This window comes from Streptomyces sp. NPDC007971, assembly GCF_042958635.1.
Taxonomy (GTDB): domain Bacteria; phylum Actinomycetota; class Actinomycetes; order Streptomycetales; family Streptomycetaceae; genus Streptomyces.
In genome coordinates, this window is record NZ_JBIBJK010000045.1 from 1 (window position 1) to 20,335 (window position 20,335).

The 20,335-nt window shown below is 69.9% G+C and carries 16 protein-coding genes and 5 pseudogenes; 12 read left to right on the top strand and 9 right to left on the bottom strand.

Translation table 11 applies throughout. The annotated features are described in order from the left end of the window. A partial coding sequence (locus ACFZCP_RS45205; protein ID WP_391442903.1) for a PAS domain-containing protein occupies positions 1-882 on the bottom strand: 882 nt, incomplete at its 3' end. Between the two features lie 91 nt (positions 883-973). Between ACFZCP_RS45205 and ACFZCP_RS45210 the strand changes: the two genes are divergently transcribed. Continuing rightward, the gene (locus ACFZCP_RS45210) at positions 974-1,207 is read left to right on the top strand and encodes a hypothetical protein (protein ID WP_391442905.1); all 234 of its coding nucleotides are present in this window, start codon (positions 974-976) and stop codon (positions 1,205-1,207) included. A 93-nt stretch (positions 1,208-1,300) separates the two neighbouring features. Next, a pseudogene (locus ACFZCP_RS45215) lies at positions 1,301-2,056 on the top strand (aldo/keto reductase); the annotation flags it as partial. Between the two features lie 89 nt (positions 2,057-2,145). Here ACFZCP_RS45215 and ACFZCP_RS45220 read toward each other — a convergent pair. Beyond that, positions 2,146-3,679: pseudogene (locus ACFZCP_RS45220) on the bottom strand (ABC transporter); the annotation flags it as partial. A 525-nt stretch (positions 3,680-4,204) separates the two neighbouring features. On the opposite strand from ACFZCP_RS45220, the gene ACFZCP_RS45225 reads away from it, so the two are divergent. The 3 genes from ACFZCP_RS45225 (at position 4,205) to ACFZCP_RS45235 (ending at position 9,292) form a co-directional block, all read left to right on the top strand. Beyond that, positions 4,205-5,326 (top strand): hypothetical protein, encoded by a 1,122-nt coding sequence (locus tag ACFZCP_RS45225; protein ID WP_391442907.1) that lies wholly within the window; start codon positions 4,205-4,207, stop codon positions 5,324-5,326. 297 nt (positions 5,327-5,623) lie between these two features. Next, positions 5,624-6,799, top strand: coding sequence for an alcohol dehydrogenase catalytic domain-containing protein (locus ACFZCP_RS45230; RefSeq protein WP_391442909.1), 1,176 nt, complete (start codon positions 5,624-5,626; stop codon positions 6,797-6,799). Between the two features lie 315 nt (positions 6,800-7,114). Further along, positions 7,115-9,292, top strand: coding sequence for an FUSC family protein (locus ACFZCP_RS45235; RefSeq protein WP_391442913.1), 2,178 nt, complete (start codon positions 7,115-7,117; stop codon positions 9,290-9,292). A gap of 742 nt (positions 9,293-10,034) precedes the next feature. On the opposite strand, the gene ACFZCP_RS45240 is transcribed toward ACFZCP_RS45235, so the two are convergent. The 5 genes from ACFZCP_RS45240 to ACFZCP_RS45260 form a co-directional block, all read right to left on the bottom strand. Next, positions 10,035-10,373 (bottom strand): hypothetical protein, encoded by a 339-nt coding sequence (locus ACFZCP_RS45240; protein ID WP_391442915.1) that lies wholly within the window; start codon positions 10,371-10,373, stop codon positions 10,035-10,037. A 36-nt stretch (positions 10,374-10,409) separates the two neighbouring features. Continuing rightward, positions 10,410-10,679 (bottom strand): hypothetical protein, encoded by a 270-nt coding sequence (locus ACFZCP_RS45245; RefSeq protein ID WP_391442917.1) that lies wholly within the window; start codon positions 10,677-10,679, stop codon positions 10,410-10,412. A 113-nt stretch (positions 10,680-10,792) separates the two neighbouring features. After that, positions 10,793-10,996: a hypothetical protein gene (locus tag ACFZCP_RS45250; protein WP_391442919.1), complete on the bottom strand. Its 204-nt coding sequence runs from the start codon at positions 10,994-10,996 to the stop codon at positions 10,793-10,795. Positions 10,997-11,206: 210 nt separating this feature from the next. Further along, complete coding sequence (locus ACFZCP_RS45255) at positions 11,207-11,566, bottom strand: nuclear transport factor 2 family protein (protein ID WP_391442921.1); 360 nt, start codon at positions 11,564-11,566, stop codon at positions 11,207-11,209. A gap of 26 nt (positions 11,567-11,592) precedes the next feature. Then, the gene (locus ACFZCP_RS45260) at positions 11,593-12,378 is read right to left on the bottom strand and encodes an oxidoreductase (protein ID WP_391442924.1); all 786 of its coding nucleotides are present in this window, start codon (positions 12,376-12,378) and stop codon (positions 11,593-11,595) included. Positions 12,379-12,486: 108 nt separating this feature from the next. On the opposite strand from ACFZCP_RS45260, the gene ACFZCP_RS45265 reads away from it, so the two are divergent. Continuing rightward, positions 12,487-12,993 carry a helix-turn-helix domain-containing protein gene (locus ACFZCP_RS45265; protein ID WP_209438806.1) on the top strand — a complete coding sequence of 169 codons (507 nt, stop codon included), beginning with the start codon at positions 12,487-12,489 and terminating at the stop codon, positions 12,991-12,993. A gap of 217 nt (positions 12,994-13,210) precedes the next feature. On the opposite strand, the gene ACFZCP_RS45270 is transcribed toward ACFZCP_RS45265, so the two are convergent. Next, a complete protein-coding gene (locus tag ACFZCP_RS45270; RefSeq protein WP_391442928.1) occupies positions 13,211-14,038 on the bottom strand; it encodes an MFS transporter in 828 nt (275 codons plus the stop codon). A gap of 77 nt (positions 14,039-14,115) precedes the next feature. Here ACFZCP_RS45270 and ACFZCP_RS45275 point away from each other — a divergent pair, with 77 nt between their 5' ends. Continuing rightward, a complete protein-coding gene (locus tag ACFZCP_RS45275) occupies positions 14,116-14,901 on the top strand; it encodes a LysR substrate-binding domain-containing protein (RefSeq protein ID WP_391442930.1) in 786 nt (261 codons plus the stop codon). A gap of 222 nt (positions 14,902-15,123) precedes the next feature. Here ACFZCP_RS45275 and ACFZCP_RS45280 read toward each other — a convergent pair. Continuing rightward, a pseudogene (locus ACFZCP_RS45280) lies at positions 15,124-15,840 on the bottom strand (PucR family transcriptional regulator); the annotation flags it as partial. A gap of 2 nt (positions 15,841-15,842) precedes the next feature. Here ACFZCP_RS45280 and ACFZCP_RS45285 point away from each other — a divergent pair. The 5 genes and pseudogenes from ACFZCP_RS45285 to ACFZCP_RS45305 all read left to right on the top strand — a co-directional run. Next, positions 15,843-16,298, top strand: a pseudogene (locus ACFZCP_RS45285) (ATP-binding protein); the annotation flags it as partial. An 81-nt stretch (positions 16,299-16,379) separates the two neighbouring features. Beyond that, positions 16,380-16,568 carry a hypothetical protein gene (locus tag ACFZCP_RS45290; RefSeq protein ID WP_391442933.1) on the top strand — a complete coding sequence of 63 codons (189 nt, stop codon included), beginning with the start codon at positions 16,380-16,382 and terminating at the stop codon, positions 16,566-16,568. 204 nt (positions 16,569-16,772) lie between these two features. Beyond that, positions 16,773-16,967, top strand: coding sequence for a hypothetical protein (locus ACFZCP_RS45295; RefSeq protein ID WP_391442936.1), 195 nt, complete (start codon positions 16,773-16,775; stop codon positions 16,965-16,967). A gap of 49 nt (positions 16,968-17,016) precedes the next feature. Next, positions 17,017-19,437 (top strand): SpoIIE family protein phosphatase, encoded by a 2,421-nt coding sequence (locus tag ACFZCP_RS45300; protein WP_391442939.1) that lies wholly within the window; start codon positions 17,017-17,019, stop codon positions 19,435-19,437. A 260-nt stretch (positions 19,438-19,697) separates the two neighbouring features. Beyond that, positions 19,698-20,335: pseudogene (locus tag ACFZCP_RS45305) on the top strand (PAS domain-containing protein); the annotation flags it as partial.

Below are 20,335 nucleotides of genomic sequence, written 5' to 3' on the forward strand. Positions count from 1 at the left end.
CTCTCGGGCGGTCTGTTCCACTTCCAGGGTGGTGCCGATGCGGGCAGAGCCGTCGGCGATCAAGGCCAGGCGATGGCGGGCCTCGGCGGCCTCGGCGGCTGCCTGGTAACGGTCGGTGACGTCCACCACCAGGTCGGCCACCCCGAGGACCCGCCCCTGGGGGTCGTCCAGCCGGTACAGCGAGATCGACCAGGCGTGCACGTTCGGGTCGGCGGGGGTGTGGCCGACGATGGTGTACTCGTCGACCATGGGGACCCCGGTCTTGAGGACCTGCCGCATCCCGGCCTCCGGCCCCTCGAACTTCGCCGAGGTCATGATCTCGCGGTAGTGCCGGCCCAGATGGTCTTCCGCGGGAATGCCGTGCATCCGCTCCAGAGCGGGGTTGACGGCGACGTACCGCAATTGGGTGTCGAGGATCGCCAGCCCGATGGGCGACTGAGAAATCAGCCGTGTGGACAGGGCGACGTCCCTCTCGACCTCCCGAAGCTTTGACCTGTCGGTGGCCAGACCAAGCGCGTAGAAGTCACCCAGGCTGTCCAGCAGCCGCATGTTGCGGAACTCCACCAAGCGAGTGCTGCCGTCCTTGTGCCGGATGGGGAAGGCCCCGACCCACCTCTCCCCGGTAGCCATGACCTCGGCAAACAGCTTGATCATCAGATCCCATTGCTGCTCGTGAACGAGCAGCGGCGCGGCGTACTGCCCGAGCGCCTCCTCAGCGGTGTAGCCGAACAGGTCCTCGGCCTCCGGGCTCCACAAATCGATCCGCCCATCGGCATCCAACAGCACCGCAGCAACGCCGAGAAGATCCATCAGCCCACTCGGCTGCGACGATCGTTCCTCCGGCTGGCCGGTGTCACCCGGACGCCCATCGGCTGCGGTCACACGGGCACCCCTTCCATGCGCCGGACCACAAGGGCCTCCACTCGCGCCAGTCCGTGGCCCTGCCCCGTACCTACGGAGTGCTTCGGCTTCCATGGTCCCCCTGGAGCGGCCTTCCGCGCACGCACTGGACCAGGCACCTGAGGATGCGTTGAATGCACGGTCCCAGGTCCGCGGTCTCGTCACTGATGAAGTGCTGAGCATCCCCCAGGGCCAGCCGTTCCCGCTCGAACGCTTCCCTGAAGCCATCGCGCGCGCCGAAACACCCGCCCGCGACGCCAAGCCGCTTTTCGTCTTCGAAGACGGGCGAGACGAAGACGACAGGTAGGAAGCGGCTCTGCCAGCGCCGGACGCAAAGGATTGAGACGGCGCACGAGCCAACGGCGAGCTGCGTCGCCGCGAGGGTGAAACTCGGAGTAGCCCGGCCCGGCGTGGACAGGAGATCGCCGCGCTGCGGCTGGGCGTGGACCTGGGCATGACCGTCGTCGACACGGCGGAGATGTACGGCGACGGCGCAGCCGAGGAACTCGTCGGGGAAGCCCTCCGGGGACGCCGGGAAGAGGTCTTCCTCGTCAGCAAGGTGCTGCCCGGCCACGCAACCCGGAAAGGCACCGTCGCCGCCTGCGAGGGCAGCCTGCGGCGGCTCCGTACGGAACGGCTGGACCTCTACCTGCTGCACTGGCGGGGACGGTGGCCACTCGAGGAGACTCTTGCGGGATTCACCGACCTGATGGAAGCGGAGAAGATCCGTTACTGGGGCGTGAGCAATCTGGACGTCGCCGGCATGGTCGAGCTGACCACCCTCCCCAGCGGCGACGCCGTGGCCGTCGACCAGGTGTTGTACAACTTCTCCCGGCGCGGCATCGAGTGGGATCTGCTTCCCTGGTGCCGCGAGGCCGGGGTGATGGTCATGGCCTACTCCCCGATCGAGCAGGGGCGGCTGCTGAAGGTCGAGGCTTTGGGTGCCGTGGCCCGGGCCCTCGGCGCCACGCCGGCCCAGGTGGCACTCGCCTGGGTGCTGGAACAGGGGGTGGCCGCGATCCCGCGTTCCGGATCACCCGACCACGTTCGGGAGAACCGCGGCGCGGTGGACCTCCACCTGCCTACCGAGGCGCTCGACGCTCTCGACGAGTCGTTCCCGCCGCCCAGCGGGCCCACACCCCTGGAGATACTCTGAAGGAGTTGACAGGGTGGCGCACCCCCCGCTCGTCGTCGGAATGGGGGTTCGCTGCGCACCCTCGCGCGCGCTGACGCCGAGCAGGCGCGCGCTGACGCTACGCAGAGCGGTACGTCGACGGACACGTCGTGCAGATTGTGGGCGGGAGACACCGCGCAGGTGCAGCCAGCCGTGCGGTGTGCGCGGGCGGTGGTCGAGCGGCTGGGCGCGCCCGAACAGGTACTGGCTCGTGGCCGACTCCCCGACCCGCTCAAGACCGGCGACCGGGCCGCTGTACAGCACGCGTCCGCCGCCCTCGCCCGCACCGGGGCCGATGTCGACCACCCAGTCCGCCCGCCGTACGACGTCCATGTCGTGCTCCACGACGAACAGCGAGTTGCCCGCCGCCTTGAGGCGGTCCAGCACCTCCAGCAGCGGTTCCGCGTCAGCCGGGTGCAGGCCCGCGGAGGGTTCGTCGAGGACGTAGACGACGCCGAACAGCCCCGAGCGCAGCTGGGTGGCGATCCACAGGCGCTGCGCCTCGCCGGGCGACAGGGTCGTCGAGCGGCGCCCGAGGCTGAGATATCCGAGGCCAAGGTCGAGTAGTACGTCGACCCGCGCGACCAGATCGCGGCAGATCCGGACCGCGACCTCGGTCGTCTCCCCGGATCGTGCGGTCGACGTGGTGGCGCCGGCCTCGGACCGCCCCGCGACGGGCCGCAGCAGCGTCACGACCTCGGTGAGCGGCATCGCGTTGATCTCGGCGATGGAACGTCCGGCGAAGGTCACGGCGAGCGCCTCGGGCCGCAGCCCGCTGCCGTGGCACTCGGGGCAGGGCACACTCCGGACGAAGCGGAGCGCCCGTTCGCGCATCTTCTCGCTCTTGGAGTCGGCGAGGACATGCATGACGTGCTTGCGGGCGCTCCAGAACTTGCCCTGGTAGCCGTAGTCGACGCGGTCCTCCTCCGGCTCGATGTACACGCAGGGCTGCTCGTCCGTGTACAGCAGCCAGTCCCGGTCCTTCCTCCTGAGTTTGCGCCGGGGTCGGTCGATGTCGATCCCCAGCCCGCTCACGACACTGCGCAGGTTGACGCCCTGCCAGGCGCCCTGCCAGGCGGCGATCGCCCCCTCGCGGATGCTCAACGAGGGGTCCGGGACGAGCAGATCCTCGGCGACGTCGTGCACGACGCCCAGTCCGTGGCACTTTGAGCAGGCGCCGGCCGCGGTGTTGGGTGAGAACGACTCGGCTTCCAGCTGTGCGGCGCGGGGTGGATAGGTGCCGGCGCGGGAGTACAGCATGCGCAGCAGATTGGACAGCGTGGTGAGGGTGCCGACCGTCGAGCGCGGGCTGGGCGACCCGCGTCGCTGCTGCAGGGCCACGGCCGGTGGCAGTCCGGTGATTTCCTGCACGTGCGGTGCGCCGACCTGTTGCAACAGCCTTCGGGCATACGGTGCTACGGACTCGAAGTAGCGCCGCTGGGCCTCCGCGGAGAGCGTGCCGAACGCGAGCGAGGACTTGCCCGAACCGGAGACGCCGGTGATGACGACCATCGCGTCCCGCGGAACGTCGACATCGATGTTCCGCAGGTTGTTCTCACCGGCGCCCCGGACATGCACGAAGGGGTCGGTCGCGTCCTTGTTCACCGTTCCTGACTACCTGATCACGCCGGGAACCCGGTATGAGACGCTCCCAGGGAACATTCGAGAGTGCTTCACCGTTGATCCGTATGTGGGCGTGAAGGGAACTGTGTCCCCGGGCCTCACCCTTTGCCCATGAGGACGATCGTTCGGCGGAAGCCTCATGGAGCCCCCGCCGCGAGGCGACCGCCCTTCGCGCCCACTCTCGATCGGCCCCGGCTGGGCTCCCCCGAACCAGTCGGGGTCTTCGCCTGCCCCCTGCCTGCGCACTTCCGGGCAGGACACCGAAGCGGGGTGTCCGGTGGCGCGGCGTGCGGTGCCGCCCAGGGTGGCACGGAGCTGGTGTTCGTGGTGGCGCACGCAACCGTGTGGCCCGGTGATGGGGCAGGTCCTGCACGGGAGAGCACGAGGAGATCCGACCGTACCGCCTGCACCTGCTGGCAGGGGCCTGCGTGTCACGCAGCGTCGGCGTTACTTCGCGGGCATCCTGTGGGCACGGGCGATCGCGAGGGCAGCCGACGAGAAGGAGTCATGCGGGTGTCGTCTCAGCGCGTTACGGTCGTGGCCCTCCTGGCGGATCCGGACGCGCCCACGGAGATCGCGCAGCGCATGGCCCGGATTCTTCCTGCTCGGCTCGCCGACAAGTCAGGCCAGGGACGACGGTTCGACGTCGAGGTGGTCAGTGAGCCCTTCACCGCAGGGACCGAGGACCCGCCCACCTTGATGCACCGGATCATGGACCGCGGAAGTGCGGAGAGTTGGGACATCATCGTGGCCCTCACCGACCTTCCGCTGCACTCACATGGGCGCAAGCTCGTGGTGGATCTGAGTCACGAACACGGCCTGGCGCTGCTGTCTCTTCCCACGCTGGGAGGCTTCCGGCTGCAGACAAGGGCCCAGCAGGCCGTGGAGGAAGCCGTGCTCAGCTTGGCGGGCCCGCAGGCCACCGGGCCTGAGGGGGCTCCGGGAAGCCAGCCGCTGCGGGGGCCCTTCACCGGTCGTCTCGCCCCCATCCATCCGGGCCAGGTCGGTGAGGAGGAGATCGCCGACCTGCGGTACGTCATCAGCGGGCCGCGCGGTTACTTGAGGGTGCTCCTCGGCATGGTCCGCGCCAACCGGCCGTGGCGTTTGGTGCCGGGCTTGTCGAAAGCCCTGGCGGCCGCGCTCGCCACGGGAGCGGTCGCTACCGTGAACTCCACCATCTGGAACCTGGCCACCTCCCTGAGCACGCCACGCCTGGTGATCGCCATGGTCGGGTCTGTCGCGCTCATGATCGGCTGGCTGATCGTGGACGCGAACCTGTGGCATCGAACGGACGAGGTTTCGCCGGAGGCGAGGAAGAGGGCGGCTCTCTACAACGCCTCGACGGTCGTGACGGTGGGTATCGGGGTGCTCGTCTGTTACGTGGGTTTGATGGTCATCAACCTGGTGTGGGCTCTGTTCATCCTCAACGACCGAGTGTTCGCCTCCATGGCACGAACCCCGCTGCATGCCACGCAGTACTGGACGTTGTCATGGTTCGTCGCTTCGGTCGCCACGGTGGGCGGCGCGCTGGGATCGGGCCTGGAGAGCGACGAGGCGATCCGGGCAGCCGCCTACTCCAAGCGCGAACAGGAGCGTCGCAGCGTGCTGCAGGACGACCACGGTGACTAGCTGGTGACCTCAGTCGGGGACGTGCCGTCGGTTGGTGGTCGTCACGGTCCGGAGATTCCGCTGATCGGTCGGTGCGTAATTGTTTCGCCTCGGAGGCCGACGGGGACCCGGACGCAACGCCGCCGGAGCGCCGAAGCTCCGCCGGGCGGACCGGCGGCAAATGACCGTTCCATCTGATCCAGGTGAACGGCCCGCAGAGGCGTGCCGGAGCCCCGAACCGCGTCACAGCACTTCCGAGAGTCACGCTCTTTGCGCCCTTCCCATCACCGCCATGCCGCGACATCAAGGGAAGTCACCATGAAAGCAGCGGTATACGAAGGACCGCGAACGGTCACCGTGAAGGACGTACCGGACGCGAAGATCGAACACCCCTGCGACATCATCGTCAAAATCACCACCACCAACATCTGCGGTTCGGACCTGCACATGTACGAGGGCCGTACCTCGTTCGAGTCCGGCCGCACCCTGGGACACGAGAACATGGGCCAGGTCGTGGAGGTCGGCTCGGCCGTCCGCAAGGTCCAGGTGGGCGAGTACGTGGTCCTGCCCTTCAACATCGCCTGCGGCTTCTGCAAGCAGTGCGAGCAGGGTCTGACCAACTACTGCCTGACCATGCAGCCGGAACCGGCCCTCGCCGGAGCCGCCTACGGATTCGCCGACATGGGCCCCTACCAGGGCGGCCAGGCGGAGCTGCTGCGCGTGCCCTACGGCGACTTCAACGCGCTGCGTCTGGGCGAGGACGCCGCCGAGCGGCAGACCGACTACGTGATGCTCGCCGACATCTTCCCCACCGGGTATCACGCCACGGAGATGGCCCACGTCAAACCGGGTGACCAGACCATCGTCTTCGGGGCTGGCCCCGTCGGACTGATGGCGACCTACTCCGCGCTCTTCAAGGGCGCCGGCCGCGTCTGGACGGTCGACCACCAGCCCGACCGGCTGCGCAAGGCGGAGGAGATCGGGGCCATCCCGATCAACACCGCCGAGCAGAACCCGGCGGAGGTCGTCAAGGAGGCCACCCTCGGTCTGGGCGCCGACAACGGCTGCGAGTGCGTCGGCTACCAGGCACACGACCCCCAGGGACACGAGGACGCCAGCCTCACGCTCAACGGACTGATCGACTCGGTCAGGTTCACCGGCGACATCGGCGTGGTGGGCGTGTTCCTGCCCCAGGATCCCGGCGGCGCGGAAGCCCAGGGCGAGCTGGAAGCTCAGGGCAAGGTCCCGATCGACTTCGGCATGATGTGGTTCAAGGGCCAGCACATGGGAACCGGGCAGGCTCCGGTGAAGAAATACAATCGGGCGCTGCGGGACCTGATCGCCGGCGGGAAGGCGAAGCCGAGCTTCGTCGTCTCCCACGAGCTCAGCCTGGACGAGGCCCCCACCGCCTACGAGCACTTCGACGCCCGTGACGAGGGGTGGACCAAGGTGGTCCTGCATCCCAACGGACACGGCAACGGCCACAAGCGGTAAGAGGCTCGGGGCCGCTGTGCCACCTGTTTCCCCCGGACCGGCCCGGGGGACGGGTGCCGATCTGCCCGTCCGCCGGACGGGGCTGGGGGCGATCGCCGCGCTCCGGCCGGACCTGAACCAACAGCGATTGCCCGCGCTCCGGCCCGGAGGACGGACGGCGGACGCTCGGCAGTGTCCGCCGTGGCAGCACCCCGTCCAGCGGCTGCGGCCGCCGGCCAGTCCGCAGACCGTGTGGGAGGCTTCCTTGTCCGACGGCTGCCACACCCCAACCAGGCCGACGCGACCCGGCAGGGCGTTCCGGCCAGGCGGACACCCGTGACTGGGCTGCGGGCCTTCGGGGAGGTCGTGCGATCCGGGCTCACGATCGAGGAGACGCGACTGGAGCCCCTGCTCGCGCTGCGCACGGCCGCTGGGGTGGCGATCGTCGTCGGGCCGACGCTGTGGATGGTCTCCCCTGCGTATGCCGCGTCCGCCGCCCTCGGCGCCTACTCCGCGGGTGGGGCTACCTTCCAGCGCAGCTGGCGTCCGCGCAAGGTGGTCGCGCTCGGCGCGGGCGCGGGTCTGGCGCTCAGCACCTTCGTGGGCTACCTGGCGGCGGGGCGGCTCGTGACGTTCCTCCCACTGCTGGCCGTATGGGCCTTCGCCGCGGGAATGGCGTGGGCCGTCGGATCGACCGCTGGGATCGTCGCAGCGACGACCGTGGGCGCCATGCTCGTGACCATCACCCTGCCCACGAGCGTCGGGCGAGCCCTGGAGCACGCCGGGGTCATCGCACTCGGAGGCGTGACACAGGCCGTGCTGATCTTGCTGTTCCCGATCCGGCGTTGGGGAGCGCATCGTGACGCGCTCGCCGACGCCCTCGCCGCCGTGGCGGACTACGCCCGCCGGCTGCGGCACGACCCGACCGCCCCGTTCGACCCGGAGCCGTTGATGACGGCCCGGGACGCGGCCGCCGTGACGCCGTCACAGGCCCGCACCCGTCCCCCCGTCCTCCATGGCCCTCGCGGCCTCGCCGAGCGCATTCGGCCGGTCGTCGCCGCGCTCGCCGACCCCGACGTCGGCGCCCCGGCGGAAGGACCCGGGCGTGACCGCGCCCGGGAGTTGCTTGACGCGGCCGCCGACGTCCTGGACGCGGCCGCCCGTTCGATCCGCCATGGCGCTCCCGCCGAGGTGCGGCCCGAGAGCCTCGACGTCCTGCGCGTCGACGAGGAGCACGAGGTGCTGGAGGGCCCCGCGCGGCAAGCCGCCGAGCGGCTCGTGGAACTGCTCGGTGAGGCGTTGGAGATCGCCGGGAGCGGCTGCCTGAGCGGGAGGACGCCCACGCCGCCCGGCCTCGCCGGCGCCCAGTTCCTGGTGCGCCCGACCATGCTCCGGCTGGTTCCGGTCGTCGTCCGGGCGGTGCGCCGTGAGCTCCGCCGGGACTCGCCCGTGTTCCGGCACGCCGTCCGCCTGGCGGCGGTGGCCACGCTCGGCTATCTGATCGCCGCCCGGCTACCCCTGGGCCACGGCTACTGGGCGCCCATCGCCTCGGTGATGGTGATGCGGCCGGACTTCCACCGGACGTACGCGCGTGCGGTGGCCCGTCTCGCCGGGACCCTGGCGGGAGTCGCGCTCGCCAGCGGGATGGTGCGGGCCCTGGGCCCGGACGCCCATGTGTCCGGCGCGCTGGCGGTGGTCTCGGCGGGCCTGTCGTACACGCTGAACCGTACCGGCTACGCGTACTCCCAGTGCTTCACCGCCGCGTACGTCGTCTTCCTGCTCGGCATGGGCGGCCAGGCGTGGGAGCAGACAGTCCCGGAGCGGGTGGTACTCACCCTGCTCGGCGGGGCCCTGGCGATGCTGGCCTACGTGGTGTTCCCCGCATGGGAGACACCCCGACTGCCGGGCCGGCTCGCGGACTGGCTCGCCGCCGACGGCCGCTACGCGGCCGCGGTGCTCCGCAACTACGCCGAACCGACCCCGGAGCGTCACGTCGACATGCGCCGGGCACTGCTGGAGAGCAGGGAGGCACGTGCCGCCTGGCAGGAGGCCTACGACCGGGCAAGGCAGGAACCGGTCCGCCCCAGGGGCCTGACGTCGCGCGAGGCGCAGGAGGCACAGGAGGCGCTCAAGGGGTTCGGCCGGGCAGCGATGCTCATGGAGAGCCACGTCCCGCGGGCCGACAGCCATTTCGTCCCCGAGGCCGAGCGATTCGCCGAGGCCCTGGAGACGGACACCGCAAAAGCAGCAGTCGCCGTGCGCGAGCACAGGAATCCGGACTGGGGACGCGTGGAGGAGGCGCTTCACGCGTGGGAGGACGCCGCCGCCGGCAACGGGAGCCCAGTCGTGCGGCGCGAAGCGGAACTGCAAAAACGGGCCTTGGAAGACCTCGCGACAGCCGTGAGCCGCACACCCCTGGAACGGGACGTCGGCTCTGCTCGCGAGGAGCAGCGGGTGCGGGCCGCCGTGGCGGCGGAAGGCGACGGATCAGGGCCCGCGCACCGAGGTGGCTGACGGCGCCGGCGACGGAGAGCGCCGCGCCTCCTGGAGCGGGAAATAGTCTCCCGGCCGCGTCGAGCGCCGCCACACGTACGCCGCTGTCGCCATCACGAGGATCAGCCCCGCCCGGATGAGCGGTTCGAACCCCTCGACGTTCCTCCGGGAGAACCTATTCGTCTCGGCCGTCACGATGAGCGGCTTAGAGAATGGCCATCTCCTCGCGGTACGGCCCCTGGACCGATCGGGGACGTCCCCAGCGCTCAGACGCCCCGCGAGCAGTACGAGGAGCGCCACCACGACGAGGTGGATGCCACCATCGATGAGCCGCAGGAGGCCTCCTACCCGCTCGCCCTTCATCTTCAGGAAACCAGGTCGCAGATCGCACGGTCAGCGTGCGAGGGTGCCCCAGCCCGCAGGCGCGGTCTGCTGCCAAGCGGGTGGACCAGCGGATCCCTCTCTGGCACGTTTGCGACGGCCGGTGGTCGCGATTCACGGCCGCGGTGCCTGGAGGGTCTGTGTGTGGTGGTGATCAAGCAGTGTGACCGAAAGGCCGAGTCGACCACCGTGTGCGTCACCTGGACGCGCTCGCTCCCAGTGGCGCGCTCGGGCGAGGAAGACCACCGCTGCCGCCACCTCGGCGGGTGACCCGAAGCGGCCCATTGGACTGGATTCCTCGGCCGCGGCGCGACGTTCTTCCTCGTCGGGGTAGTGGATCTCATTGACCTGGTGGGGTCCGCCGCAGGACAAGAACGCGACTTCAGAGGCTGAACAGGCTGGGGCTCGCACGGACGTAACCGGCCACCCCCGAAGGAAACCGCCCGGTGACCTGCTCGGCCCCGTCCGCCTTCCGGTCGTATCGATCCTCAGCGTGAAGGCGAGCCATGGTGGAGATGTGTTGGAAGGCATGGTCCGGCAGCCCCAGCGGTCTGAGATCGTCGTCGATCCATTCCTGCAGTGGGACGTCGGTGTAACAGACCGGTCGTCCCAGAGTTGCGGAGACCTCCGACGCCATGGCGGCGATGTCCTGCGAGCGAGGGCCGGTCAGCTCGTAGGTTCGGCCGATGTGCCGGGCCGGATCGGCCAGGATCTCCTCCACGACCGCGGCTACGTCCCGGCCGCCACAGGGGAGGTCTTAGCCCGGCCGAAGGGCAGCCTGATGGTCCTGTCCTTCGCGATCGAGGAGAAGCCGGTACGGAACAGCGGGTTCTCCATGAACACGGGTGGGCCTGACCTGGACGACGGGAAGACCCGACCAGTCGAGGACCTGCTCCACCAGCCAGTGCTGCCGTTGCTGCACAGACTCGGCGGTGCTGGTGAGGTCCATCTTGGAGACGGTCAGCTGCGACATGTTCACGAACACTTCCAGTGCCCTGTACGCACGCGCGACGGCCGCTGCCGTCACGGCAGCCTCCAGATAATCCCCCGACACACGATCGGGCGGTTGTCCGCATCGCTTCGGTAGGCCCCGCGTCTGCTGGGCAGGCGGATCCCGTCCGCTTCAACGGTGTCGTAGACCTACTGTGCCGCGGCAAACCCGCCCGCGATGTCGGTGAAGCCGGGCATCGCCAGCAGGAAGGGCGTGGTGAGATACGTCCACAGTGCGTATCCGTTGTAGTGGGCGCGGTCCAGTTGGTCCCAGGGCGTGCTGAGGTCGTGCCCTGTGAACGACTTCGAGTCGTCGCGGGGCTCCGCGCGGCCAAGCCTTTCCAGCCATCTCATAGCGAACCGCTGACAGCCATACCCAGAGCCCCTGGGTCCCGCTGATCTTACGAGTGCCCAGTTCGAACCACGATCAAGAAAGTAGGGCATCCGCTGGAGCGGACGGCCCAAGGGACTGGCGGCCTGTCCTGGCAGGGAGGTGAGTCACCGAGATTGCGGGGCGAGCGGGTCTTTTCGCCTGAGGCGGCAACGGGTGGCGTCGGCAGGGACTCAGGGTTCGATGACGAGGCGTTCGATGAGGCCGTCGCGGAGTGTGAACTGGTACCGCAGATCGATGGTGCCGCCGGGGAAGTTGCCTTCGAGGTGGTGGGTGGCGATGTAGCGGGTTGCGTCGGTCTGCTGGGCGCCGGTGAGGTGGATGGTGTAGGTGAATTCGGTGGCCGATAGGTCGAGCCACTTCCCGATCGCTTCGATGCCCTCGTAGGTGTTGCGGTCGTCGATCACTGTGGCTTCTCGGGTGAATGCCGTGAGTGCGGTGGCGGTGTCGTGGGCGCGGTGCGCTGTCAGGTAGCGGGTGATCACCTCGGGCAGGGTGTCCGGGGTGCTGGTTCGGGGCTGGTTGTCGTACATGACGTTCCTTGGGGGTGGTGGCGGGTTCAGACGGTGGGGGTGGTGCCGCCGTCGATGACGTGTTCGGCCCCGACGATGGCCGAGGCGCGGTCGGAGACGAGGAAGGCGACGAGCTCGGCGACTTCCTCGGGCCGGTTGGGACGGCCGAGCGGGATGCCGCCCAGGGAGTCCATGAGCCGGCCCAGCGCCGCTTCCTGCGTGATATCTGCTTCGTGGGCGATCCGGGCGACGAGGTTGTCGGCGGCCGAGGTCTGCACGAAACCGGGCGAGACGGTGTTGACACGGACGCCGTGCGGGGCGACCTCGTTGGCCAGGCCCTTGCTGTAGGTGGTCAGGGCGGCCTTGGCGGCGGCGTAGGCCAGGGTTGCGTTCCACAGCGGCATGCGGCGCTGGATCGAGGTCACGTGCACGACCACGCCCTTACCCGTGGCGATCATGTGCGGCAGGAGTGCGCGGTCCAGGCGGACGGCGGCCAGCAGGTTCGTGTTCAGCTCCCTGGCCCAGTCGTCCTCGCCGAGCGCGGCGAACCCTCCGGCCGGCGCCTCTGACCCGCCGAGGGTGTTGACCAGGATGTCGACGCCGCCCACGCGGGCGTCCACCTCGGCGGCCACATGGGCTGCGCCCTGGGCGGTGGACAGGTCGGCGCTGATGAACGCCTTCTCCTCGACGTCGTCGGGGCGGCTGCGGGCCGTTACCAGCACGGTCGCGCCGGCCTGGGCGAGACGTCGGGCGATGGCGGCTCCGGTGCCCTTGGTGCCGCCGGTGACCAGAGCGCGTCGGCCTTCGAGGGATTCGCTGATAGGTGTCGTCACGGTGTGCTCCGTTCCCGGGTGCGGGCGCAGAAGGCGTCCCTCCCGTCGTTACTGCTAAAATAGAAGCTACTAACTTCGACTTTAGCAGTAACCGAAGGGATGGCCACCATGGCAAGCCGGATCAGGCTGGAGGACCGGGAGTGCCCACTGTCCACGACGGTGGAACACGTAGGCGAGTGGTGGACGCTGCTGATCCTCCACGACGCCTTTGACGGCTACACGCGCTTCGACCAGTTCCAGGAGAGCCTGGGCATCTCCTCCAGCATGCTCACCACCCGGCTGAAGACCCTCGTCGCCGACGGACTGCTGGAGCGCCGGCCCTACCAGACCAACCCCGTACGCCACGAGTACGTCCTCACCGAACTCGGGCGCTCCCTCCGACCGGTGGTCGTCGCCCTGGCCGCGTGGGGCAACTCCCGCCTCACGCCGGCCGAACGCAGCATGATCCTGATCGACGCGCACAGCGGCGAGGAAGTCGAGCCCGTCGTCGTCGACGCCAAGACCGGCCGCCGACTCGACGACAGCGACACCTACGTCTTCACCGCAGGTCCTGCAGCCAGTGACGCCATGCGCCACCGATACGCAACGCGACCGACCAACCCCACGGAGGCGTAAGGTCGGCCCAAGCCGGCACCGAACAGTCGCGTGCAGTGCCGGACGCACCTCATACCTGATCGACGAGGCAGCACCGGATCGCCGGCAGCATCACGCATGCCAATCGTCCCGAGCCGTTGATGACTAGATCAAGTGAGGCGAGGGCAACGTCGGTCGTTTTCCAACAATCGCCATCGTGGGCAGCGCCCCCGGATCCCGTCTGAGCCGGAGGGAGCCATCAGCGCGGCCCACCCTGGTGAACCTTCCCGGTCACAGCGCTAGCGGCGATCAGCGCAGGAGGACGTCGAAGACCATGCGGAAAAAGGAACATGAGGAAGGCCGCCAGGCCGACCACGAGGTGCGAATCGGTGTGCAGGGTGCCGTGGAGCACGCTCGCCCCGAGGGAGGAGATCAGGCCCAGGATCGCGAAGGCGAAGGCGCCCAGCGCGCCGGCCGCGCCGAACGTCCGCCGGCCGCCGGGGCGCAGGACGAACCTGCTGGGCGGTTCGGCCGCGGGCAGCTCCAGGTCCACGGTCTCCGGCGTGGACAAGACCAGCACCAGGCACACTGCCATGGCGAGCGTGAAGATCGCCTGGGTGGTGATCAGGGGCGTGGGAAGCCATTCGGCGGCGGCTCCGGCGATCAGGGGCCCTGAGGCCAGGCCGCCGAGGTTGGCGGCGGTGGCCACGATGCCGGGCAGCACCGGACCCGTCCGTTCCGGACGGGCCTCGTGGTGGAGGTCGTGGAGGTACGTCGTCGCGGTCGAGGCCATCAGCCCCAGTCCGACACCGTTCAGGATCCTGCCCGCTATCAGCCCCGGCAGGTCCTGCCACACGATCAGTACGACCGACGCGACGATGCCGGCCAGTAGCGCCGGGACGATGACGCGTCGCCGGCCGAGCCGGTCCGACAGGTGGACCAGTCCGAGGAAAGCGGCCGCTGCGCCCACGACCATCGAGGCGTACGCCACCGTGACCGTGGTCGCGCCGAAGTGGTCCCGGGCCTCGTACAGCGGCCACAGCGGGGTCGGCGCCGTGCCGAAGGCCATCAGCACGGTGAAGGCCACCGCCACGAACCAGAAGCCGGTCGTGTGCGAGGCACGGCGCCGGGCGCGGGCGCGGGGCGGCAGGCCGGCGGGAGCGGGTGCTGGGATCCGGTGAGTCGGATCGTCGGGAGCGTCAGCGTCGGCTGTCGCAGCAGGTCCGGCTCACCGGGGCGGGCGCGGCGCTGCTGCCGGAGGCTCGGGCCACCCTGCACGCCGCCCAGGCGGCCCAGGACGCCGTGCGCGCCGCACAGGACACGCTGCGCGGCACGGTGAACGTGGGCGCCATGACCTCGGTCGAGGTGGTGGACCTGCCCGCGCTTCTCGGGCGGCTGCACGCGCGGCATCCGGCGATCGACGTCCGGCTGCGGCTGGCGACGACCGGATCGGCGGGACTGGCGCACGCGCTGCTCAGCGGCGACCTGGACGTGGCCTTCCTGTCGCTGCCCGAACGTAAACCCGCCGGGATCGAGGCACGGGAGCTGGCCACCGTGCCGCTCGTCCTGGTGGTGAGCGCCGGCCATCCGCTCGCGCAGCGGGGAAAGGTGGCACTTGCGGACCTCGCGGGGGAACCCTTCGTGGACTTCCCGCCGGGCTACGGCAACCGCGAGGTGGTCGACCGGGCGTTCGCGGCGGCGGGCGTCGTACGCCGGGTGGCACTGGAAGTGCCCGACATCGACATGGGGGCGGCACTGGTCCGGCACGGTCTGGGCATCGCCTTCCTGCCCGCGTTCGCCGTTGCCCGCACCCCCGGCCTGCACGTCCTGGACGTCCATGACGCCATGCTCCGCTGGAGCATGCATCTCGGCACGTCGTCGACCCGGCGGCCCAGCGCGGCTCTGCGGGCGCTGCTCGACCTGGTCGACCTCCACGTCATCGCCCTGTGACGCCCGGGCCGCGGCCCGGGCCTTCCCGGCCCCTCCGAGGCCGGTGCCGAAGGCCCCGCCGGTCATAGCGATGGCGGTGATGAACCAAGACCCCCGTCTTCTGGCGCGACGCGACCTCGCTGGATCAATCCGAGGAAGGGCCCCCACCCACTGCAGCGCTGTAGCAGGGCAGCCCGCCCAACTGCTACGGACACCGCTCGGCGCAAAAGTTCCAGTGAGGCGTCAGCCCGGTCCGCCCAGCACGATCTTCCACACTCGGGTCGCCACCTGGAGGTTCAGCCGGTCCTCGACGTCAGCGAGGTCGTGGCCGCTGATGTCGCGGATGCGCTGGAGCCGATAGCGCAGCGTGCTGCGGTGGATCGCGAGGGAGTCGGCGGTCTCGTCGTAGTTGCCGCCGCAGTCGAAGTACCGGGACAGGGTCTCCACCATGGCCGTGTGGTGCCGGGAGTCGTAGTCGATGAGCTGCCCGAGCCACTCGTCGACGAACGTCTCCAGTTCCCGGTAATCGTTGCCGGGACCCAGGATGCGGTAGAGGCCGAGCTCGTCGAAGAACGTCGTGCCGTAGCGCTCGCGGGAGTGGCGGCGCACGTCCAGGGCGCGCTGCGCCTCCTGGTAGTGGTGGGGGATGTCGTCCAGGGAATCGGAAGGGGCGCTCACCCCGATCGTCCCGGACCGTGTTCCCGTCTCCCGGGCGAGCGCCTCGTACAGCGCGCGGGCGTGCGGCCTCTCGTCGGCGATGAGGACGACGTGGTCGGAGCGGCGGGTCAGCAGCGAGCGCATGCCCACGGCAGAGGCCGCCCGCCTCACGGTCTGTGCGAAGGAATCGTCGGGGGCCCTGTTCGACCACTGCACCACGACGATGTAATGGCTGCGGTGCAGGTCGTGTCCGACTGCCTCGGACCGGGCGTAGGCGCTCGGTTCGTCCGTCCCTGCCAGGAGGGCCGTCGAGCCGCCCGCCCGGCGATGCGGCGCTGCTCGTGGCACGGGTGCACGGGCTGGAGCTGGACCGATACATGACCTGGGATCTGCCGGCCGACCCCGAGGTCGTAGCCGAAGCGCGTAGGCTCGCAGCCCGGAGACTGGCGGAATGGGGCCTGGACGACCTGGAGTTCACCACGGAACTGATCGTCAGCGAACTGGTCACCAACGCCATCCGGTACGGCACACCTCCCCTTCGGATGCGGCTGATCCGCGATCGCAGCCTGATCTGCGAGGTCACCGACAGCAGCAGCACCTCGCCCCACATCCGCCGCGCCCTGGAGACCGACGAGGGAGGGCGCGGGCTCTACATGGTCGCGCAGTTCGCCCAGCGGTGGGGTACCCGCTACCACGCCCGCGGCAAGACCATCTGGACCGAACAACTCCTCCCCGACGGAGCAGCGGCCATCTCCGCGTAGCGTCGGCTACCGGCTACCGGCTACCGGCTACCGGCTACCGGCTACCGGCTACCGTGCCCGCAGCGTGCGTGGCGGATCCGCGTGCTGGGATTGCTGTCGCTCACCACGAAACCCCAGGTCAGCACCACGCTCAGCGTCAAGCTGCGCGAGCCGTACCCTGTGGCGCCCAAGCCTGGGAAGCCACTCCAGGAGGTACGTGTGGTCCGCTTCGCCGCCGACGGCGCTCGCGAGGCCGTCCGTATCCTCAGGGCGAACATCGTCGCCGGCTGATCTTCCGTAGTCGGGCCTGCGACGGTCACGGTCGCCGAGGGCATATCCAGGGCACATGCTCAGGCGTCGCGGTGAGCGCATGCGGCAGGCTGTCCTGGCCGCCACCGCCGACCTGCTTGCCTCTGAAGGGCCGGCCGCGAAGACCGTCTGTCTACCGGCGCTGGAAGACCTGCGAGAACCTCATCTTCGACGCGCTGGCCGACCGTGTTGTTCACGGCGCCGGCCCGATACCTCGCGACGCCGGCGGGGGCCGCGCTGCTGCACCTCGGCACGGTGCGCGGTGAAGACGACCTGGAAGAAGGCCGGCGCTCCTACGGGAGCGCCCGCCTGGAGCGCGCGGAAGCCCTGGTCCGTACCTCCCGTGCCGAGTCGCTGATCGTCACTTCGTATATCGACTGATAATGGGCATGCGGAGTGTGTGATGGGTTCGACACCAGCGAGGAGCGAGATGGACACCTCGAGCGGTCTTGTCGGTGGCGGATCGTTGTCGTTCAGCGGGGTGGCCGCCGTCGTGGTCGACGGAGGCGGGGTCGTGCTGCGATGGTCGCGAACGGCTGCGGAGTTGCTCGACCGTACGGCGGTGGAGGTGTGCGGTCAGCCGGTCGCTCAGCTGGTCGAAGCAGTGCACCGGCGTCCTGACCCGTCCGGCGGCGGCAGGGTTCCTGCGACCGGGCAGGCAGTGCTCCGGCACCGCTCCGGCCAGCTGGTCGAAGTCGCCTACCACGCGTTGCGGCTGGACGGTTCCTCCGAGGTCCTGGTCCTGGCCGCACCCGTTCAGTTCGCGAGCGACTGGGCACAGGGCATGGCCCTCATGAGCGGACTGCTCGCCCAGGACCGGATCGGGATCACCCTGCACGACACCGATCTGAGCATCACGCGAACCAACCTTGCGCCGGGCACCCTCGGCACGGAGGGCGCGGCGGTCGGTGGCCGGCTGTGCGAGATCGTATCCCCCGAGGACGCCGATGACGCCGAGGCCGCGCTGCGCCGGGTGCTGGACACCGGCGAGCCGCTGATCGACCGAGAGCTGCGGGTGCGTTCACAACGGGGGCTCGGCCGGCAGCGCGCGCTGTCCCTTTCCGCCTTCCGCCTGGAAGACGAGAAGGGTCGCTCCACCGGTGTCGCCGCGCTCTTCACCGACGCCGCCGAGCGCGGGCGCCACCAGGATCTGCGCCACGAGGCATCGGCCCGGATCGGCGGCTCCCTCGATGTCCTGCGCACAGCCCAGGACCTGGTGGACGTTCTCGTCCCGGCCTTCGGAGATCTGGCCTGGGCCAGCCTCGCCGAGCCCGTGCTCGACGGTGACGAGCCCCCGAAGCTGTCCGGCGCGGGATCATGGCACATGCGCAGGGTCGCCGCAGCCTCGGCGGGCCCCTGGCCCGCCGGATTCGGACCGCCGGGCGTCGCGGACCCGCCGATGCCGGACCTGCCCGTCCTACGACGGGTCCAGCGCGGTGAGACCGTCCTCGTCCCCGACCGGGCGAGCGCGCTGGCCATGGCCGAGGGCCACTCGGAACTCATCCCGCTCCTCATCCCCGAACACGGGCATTCGGCCGTCTCCGCACCCCTGTTCGCCCGCGGCCTCGTGCTCGGTGCGGTCGCCGTCTGGCGCACCGAGCACCCGGAGGCATTCGACCAGGCGGACGCGGACCTCCTCACGGAGATCGCCTCCCGCGCCGCGCTGAGCGTGGACAACGCCCGCCGCTACACCCGCGAGCACCGCGCGGCCGTGGCCCTGCAACAACGCCTGCTCCCACGCGCCACGACGGACCATCCGGCCGCCCAGACCGCGGGTCTGTACCGGCCGGCCGGCGGCGGGGCGGACATCGCCGGAGACTGGTTCGACGTCATTCCTCTTCCTTCGCTGCGGGTCGCCTTCGTCATCGGCGACGTGGTCGGCCACGGGCTGCACGCCGCCGTCACCATGGGCCGGCTCCGTACCGCCGTACAGACCCTCGCCGATCTGGAGATGGAGCCCGACGAACTCCTCACCCACGTCGACGACCTCGTGCAGCAACTCGCCGGTGAGGCGCCCCACGGCCACCAGGAGGCGGTAGGCGCCACGTGCCTGTACGCCGTGTACGACCCGGTCACCTGTCGCTGCGCCCTCGCAAGCGCCGGGCATCTGCCCCCCGTTGTGGTCCGGCCTGACACAGGCGCCCACGTCGTCGAGATCTCCCCCGGCCCTCCCCTCGGCGTCGGGGGCATGCCGTTCGAGGTCACGGAGATCGTTCTGCCCCCAGGGAGCGTTCTTGCTCTGTACACCGACGGACTGGTCGAACGTGACCATGACGACCTCGACGCCGGCATCCGGCGGCTGACGACGAGCCTCGGTGCTCTGTGTCGCTTCGACCGGCCCCTGGACGACATCGGCCGCGCTCTCCTCGCCGAAGCCGGCGGCGACACCCCACCCCGCGACGACATCGCGCTGCTCGTCGCCCGCACGCGCGTGATCCCGCCGGACAACACCGCGAACTGGGAGTTCCCCGCCGACCCCACCATCGTGGCCGACGCCCGCAAAGCGGTCACCCGTCAGCTCTCCGCATGGGGGCTGGAGGACGTCGCGTTCACCACGGAACTCGTGGTCAGCGAACTGGTCACCAACGCCATCCGTTACGGCGGTGCCCCGGTCGGACTACGGCTGATCCGCGACAAGACGCTGGTCTGCGAGGTCTCCGATCCAAGCAACACCCAGCCCCGCCTGCGCCGGGCGAAGACCACCGACGAGGGCGGCCGCGGTCTGTTCCTGGTGGCCCAGCTCGCCGCGCGCTGGGGCTGCCGCTACGGCCGCTCCGGCAAGACCATCTGGGCCGAGCAGCCACTCACCCCGGCCACCACACCCGCCGGGCTCCCGGAGGCGGAGGCGTGATGGAGGCCCTTGCCGTGTACGTAGTCGTTCACGGCCCGTACGCCCTTGTCGGTGGGGGGCCACGGCGTACACGTCACCGCCGATCCGTGCCTCCGCCTCGGCGGCCAAGTCCCATGGCGTGGTCGGCGAAGCGTTCGTAGCAACGGCCGACCAGTGTGACGTCGGCGGCGTTTCCACTCCGTGCTTTCGCCGGTCGTCCATCAGGTGCCGGAAGATCATGCGGGCGGGCAGTACGCCGCGCCACTCCTCGTTAGCGCTGGGATCTGATCATCAAGCTGTTCGCCGAGGTCATGGGCACCGGGGAGAGGTGGGCCGGGGCGTTCCCCGTCCGGCACAAGGACGGCAGCACCCGTTTGGTGGAGTTCCGCAACATGCGGTTGCTGGACGACCGCGGTGACTTCTACGCCCTCGGTCTGGCCACCGACAGTTCACGGCTTCGGGAGGTCGAACGGGACGTCGCCCTGTCCACCCGGCTCATTTCTCAGTCGCCCATCGGGCTGGCGATCCTCGATACCGATCTGCGGTACGTGGCTGTCAACCCCGCTCTGGAGCGGATGCATGGCATTCCTGCGGAAGACCATCTGGGCCGGCACTACCGCGAGATCATGACCGCGGCGAAGTTCGAGGGGCCGGAGGCCGGCATGCGGCAGGTCCTCAAGACAGGGCTCCCCTGGTCGACGAGTACACCATCGTCGGCCACACTCCCGCCGACCCGCACCTGCACGCGTGGTCGATCTCGCTGTACCGGCTGGAGGACCCGCAGGGGCGCATTCTCGGGGTGGCCGACCTGGTGGTGGATGTCACCGACCCGTATCAGGCCCGCCGGCGTCTGGCAATGATCGCTGACGGCTCCGCGCGCATCGGCACCACCCTGGAGGTCGAACAGACCGCCCGAGAA

Excerpts from the sequence above, each read along its gene's own strand:
- ACFZCP_RS45210 (WP_391442905.1), top strand. The coding sequence starts at position 974 with ATGGTCCCCCTGGAGCGGCCTTCCGCGCACGCACTGGACCAGGCACCT.
- ACFZCP_RS45225 (WP_391442907.1), top strand. The coding sequence starts at position 4,205 with ATGCGGGTGTCGTCTCAGCGCGTTACGGTCGTGGCCCTCCTGGCGGAT.
- ACFZCP_RS45230 (WP_391442909.1), top strand. The coding sequence starts at position 5,624 with ATGAAAGCAGCGGTATACGAAGGACCGCGAACGGTCACCGTGAAGGAC.
- ACFZCP_RS45250 (WP_391442919.1), bottom strand. The coding sequence starts at position 10,996 with ATGAGATGGCTGGAAAGGCTTGGCCGCGCGGAGCCCCGCGACGACTCG.
- ACFZCP_RS45255 (WP_391442921.1), bottom strand. The coding sequence starts at position 11,566 with ATGTACGACAACCAGCCCCGAACCAGCACCCCGGACACCCTGCCCGAG.
- ACFZCP_RS45265 (WP_209438806.1), top strand. The coding sequence starts at position 12,487 with ATGGCAAGCCGGATCAGGCTGGAGGACCGGGAGTGCCCACTGTCCACG.
- ACFZCP_RS45300 (WP_391442939.1), top strand. The coding sequence starts at position 17,017 with ATGGACACCTCGAGCGGTCTTGTCGGTGGCGGATCGTTGTCGTTCAGC.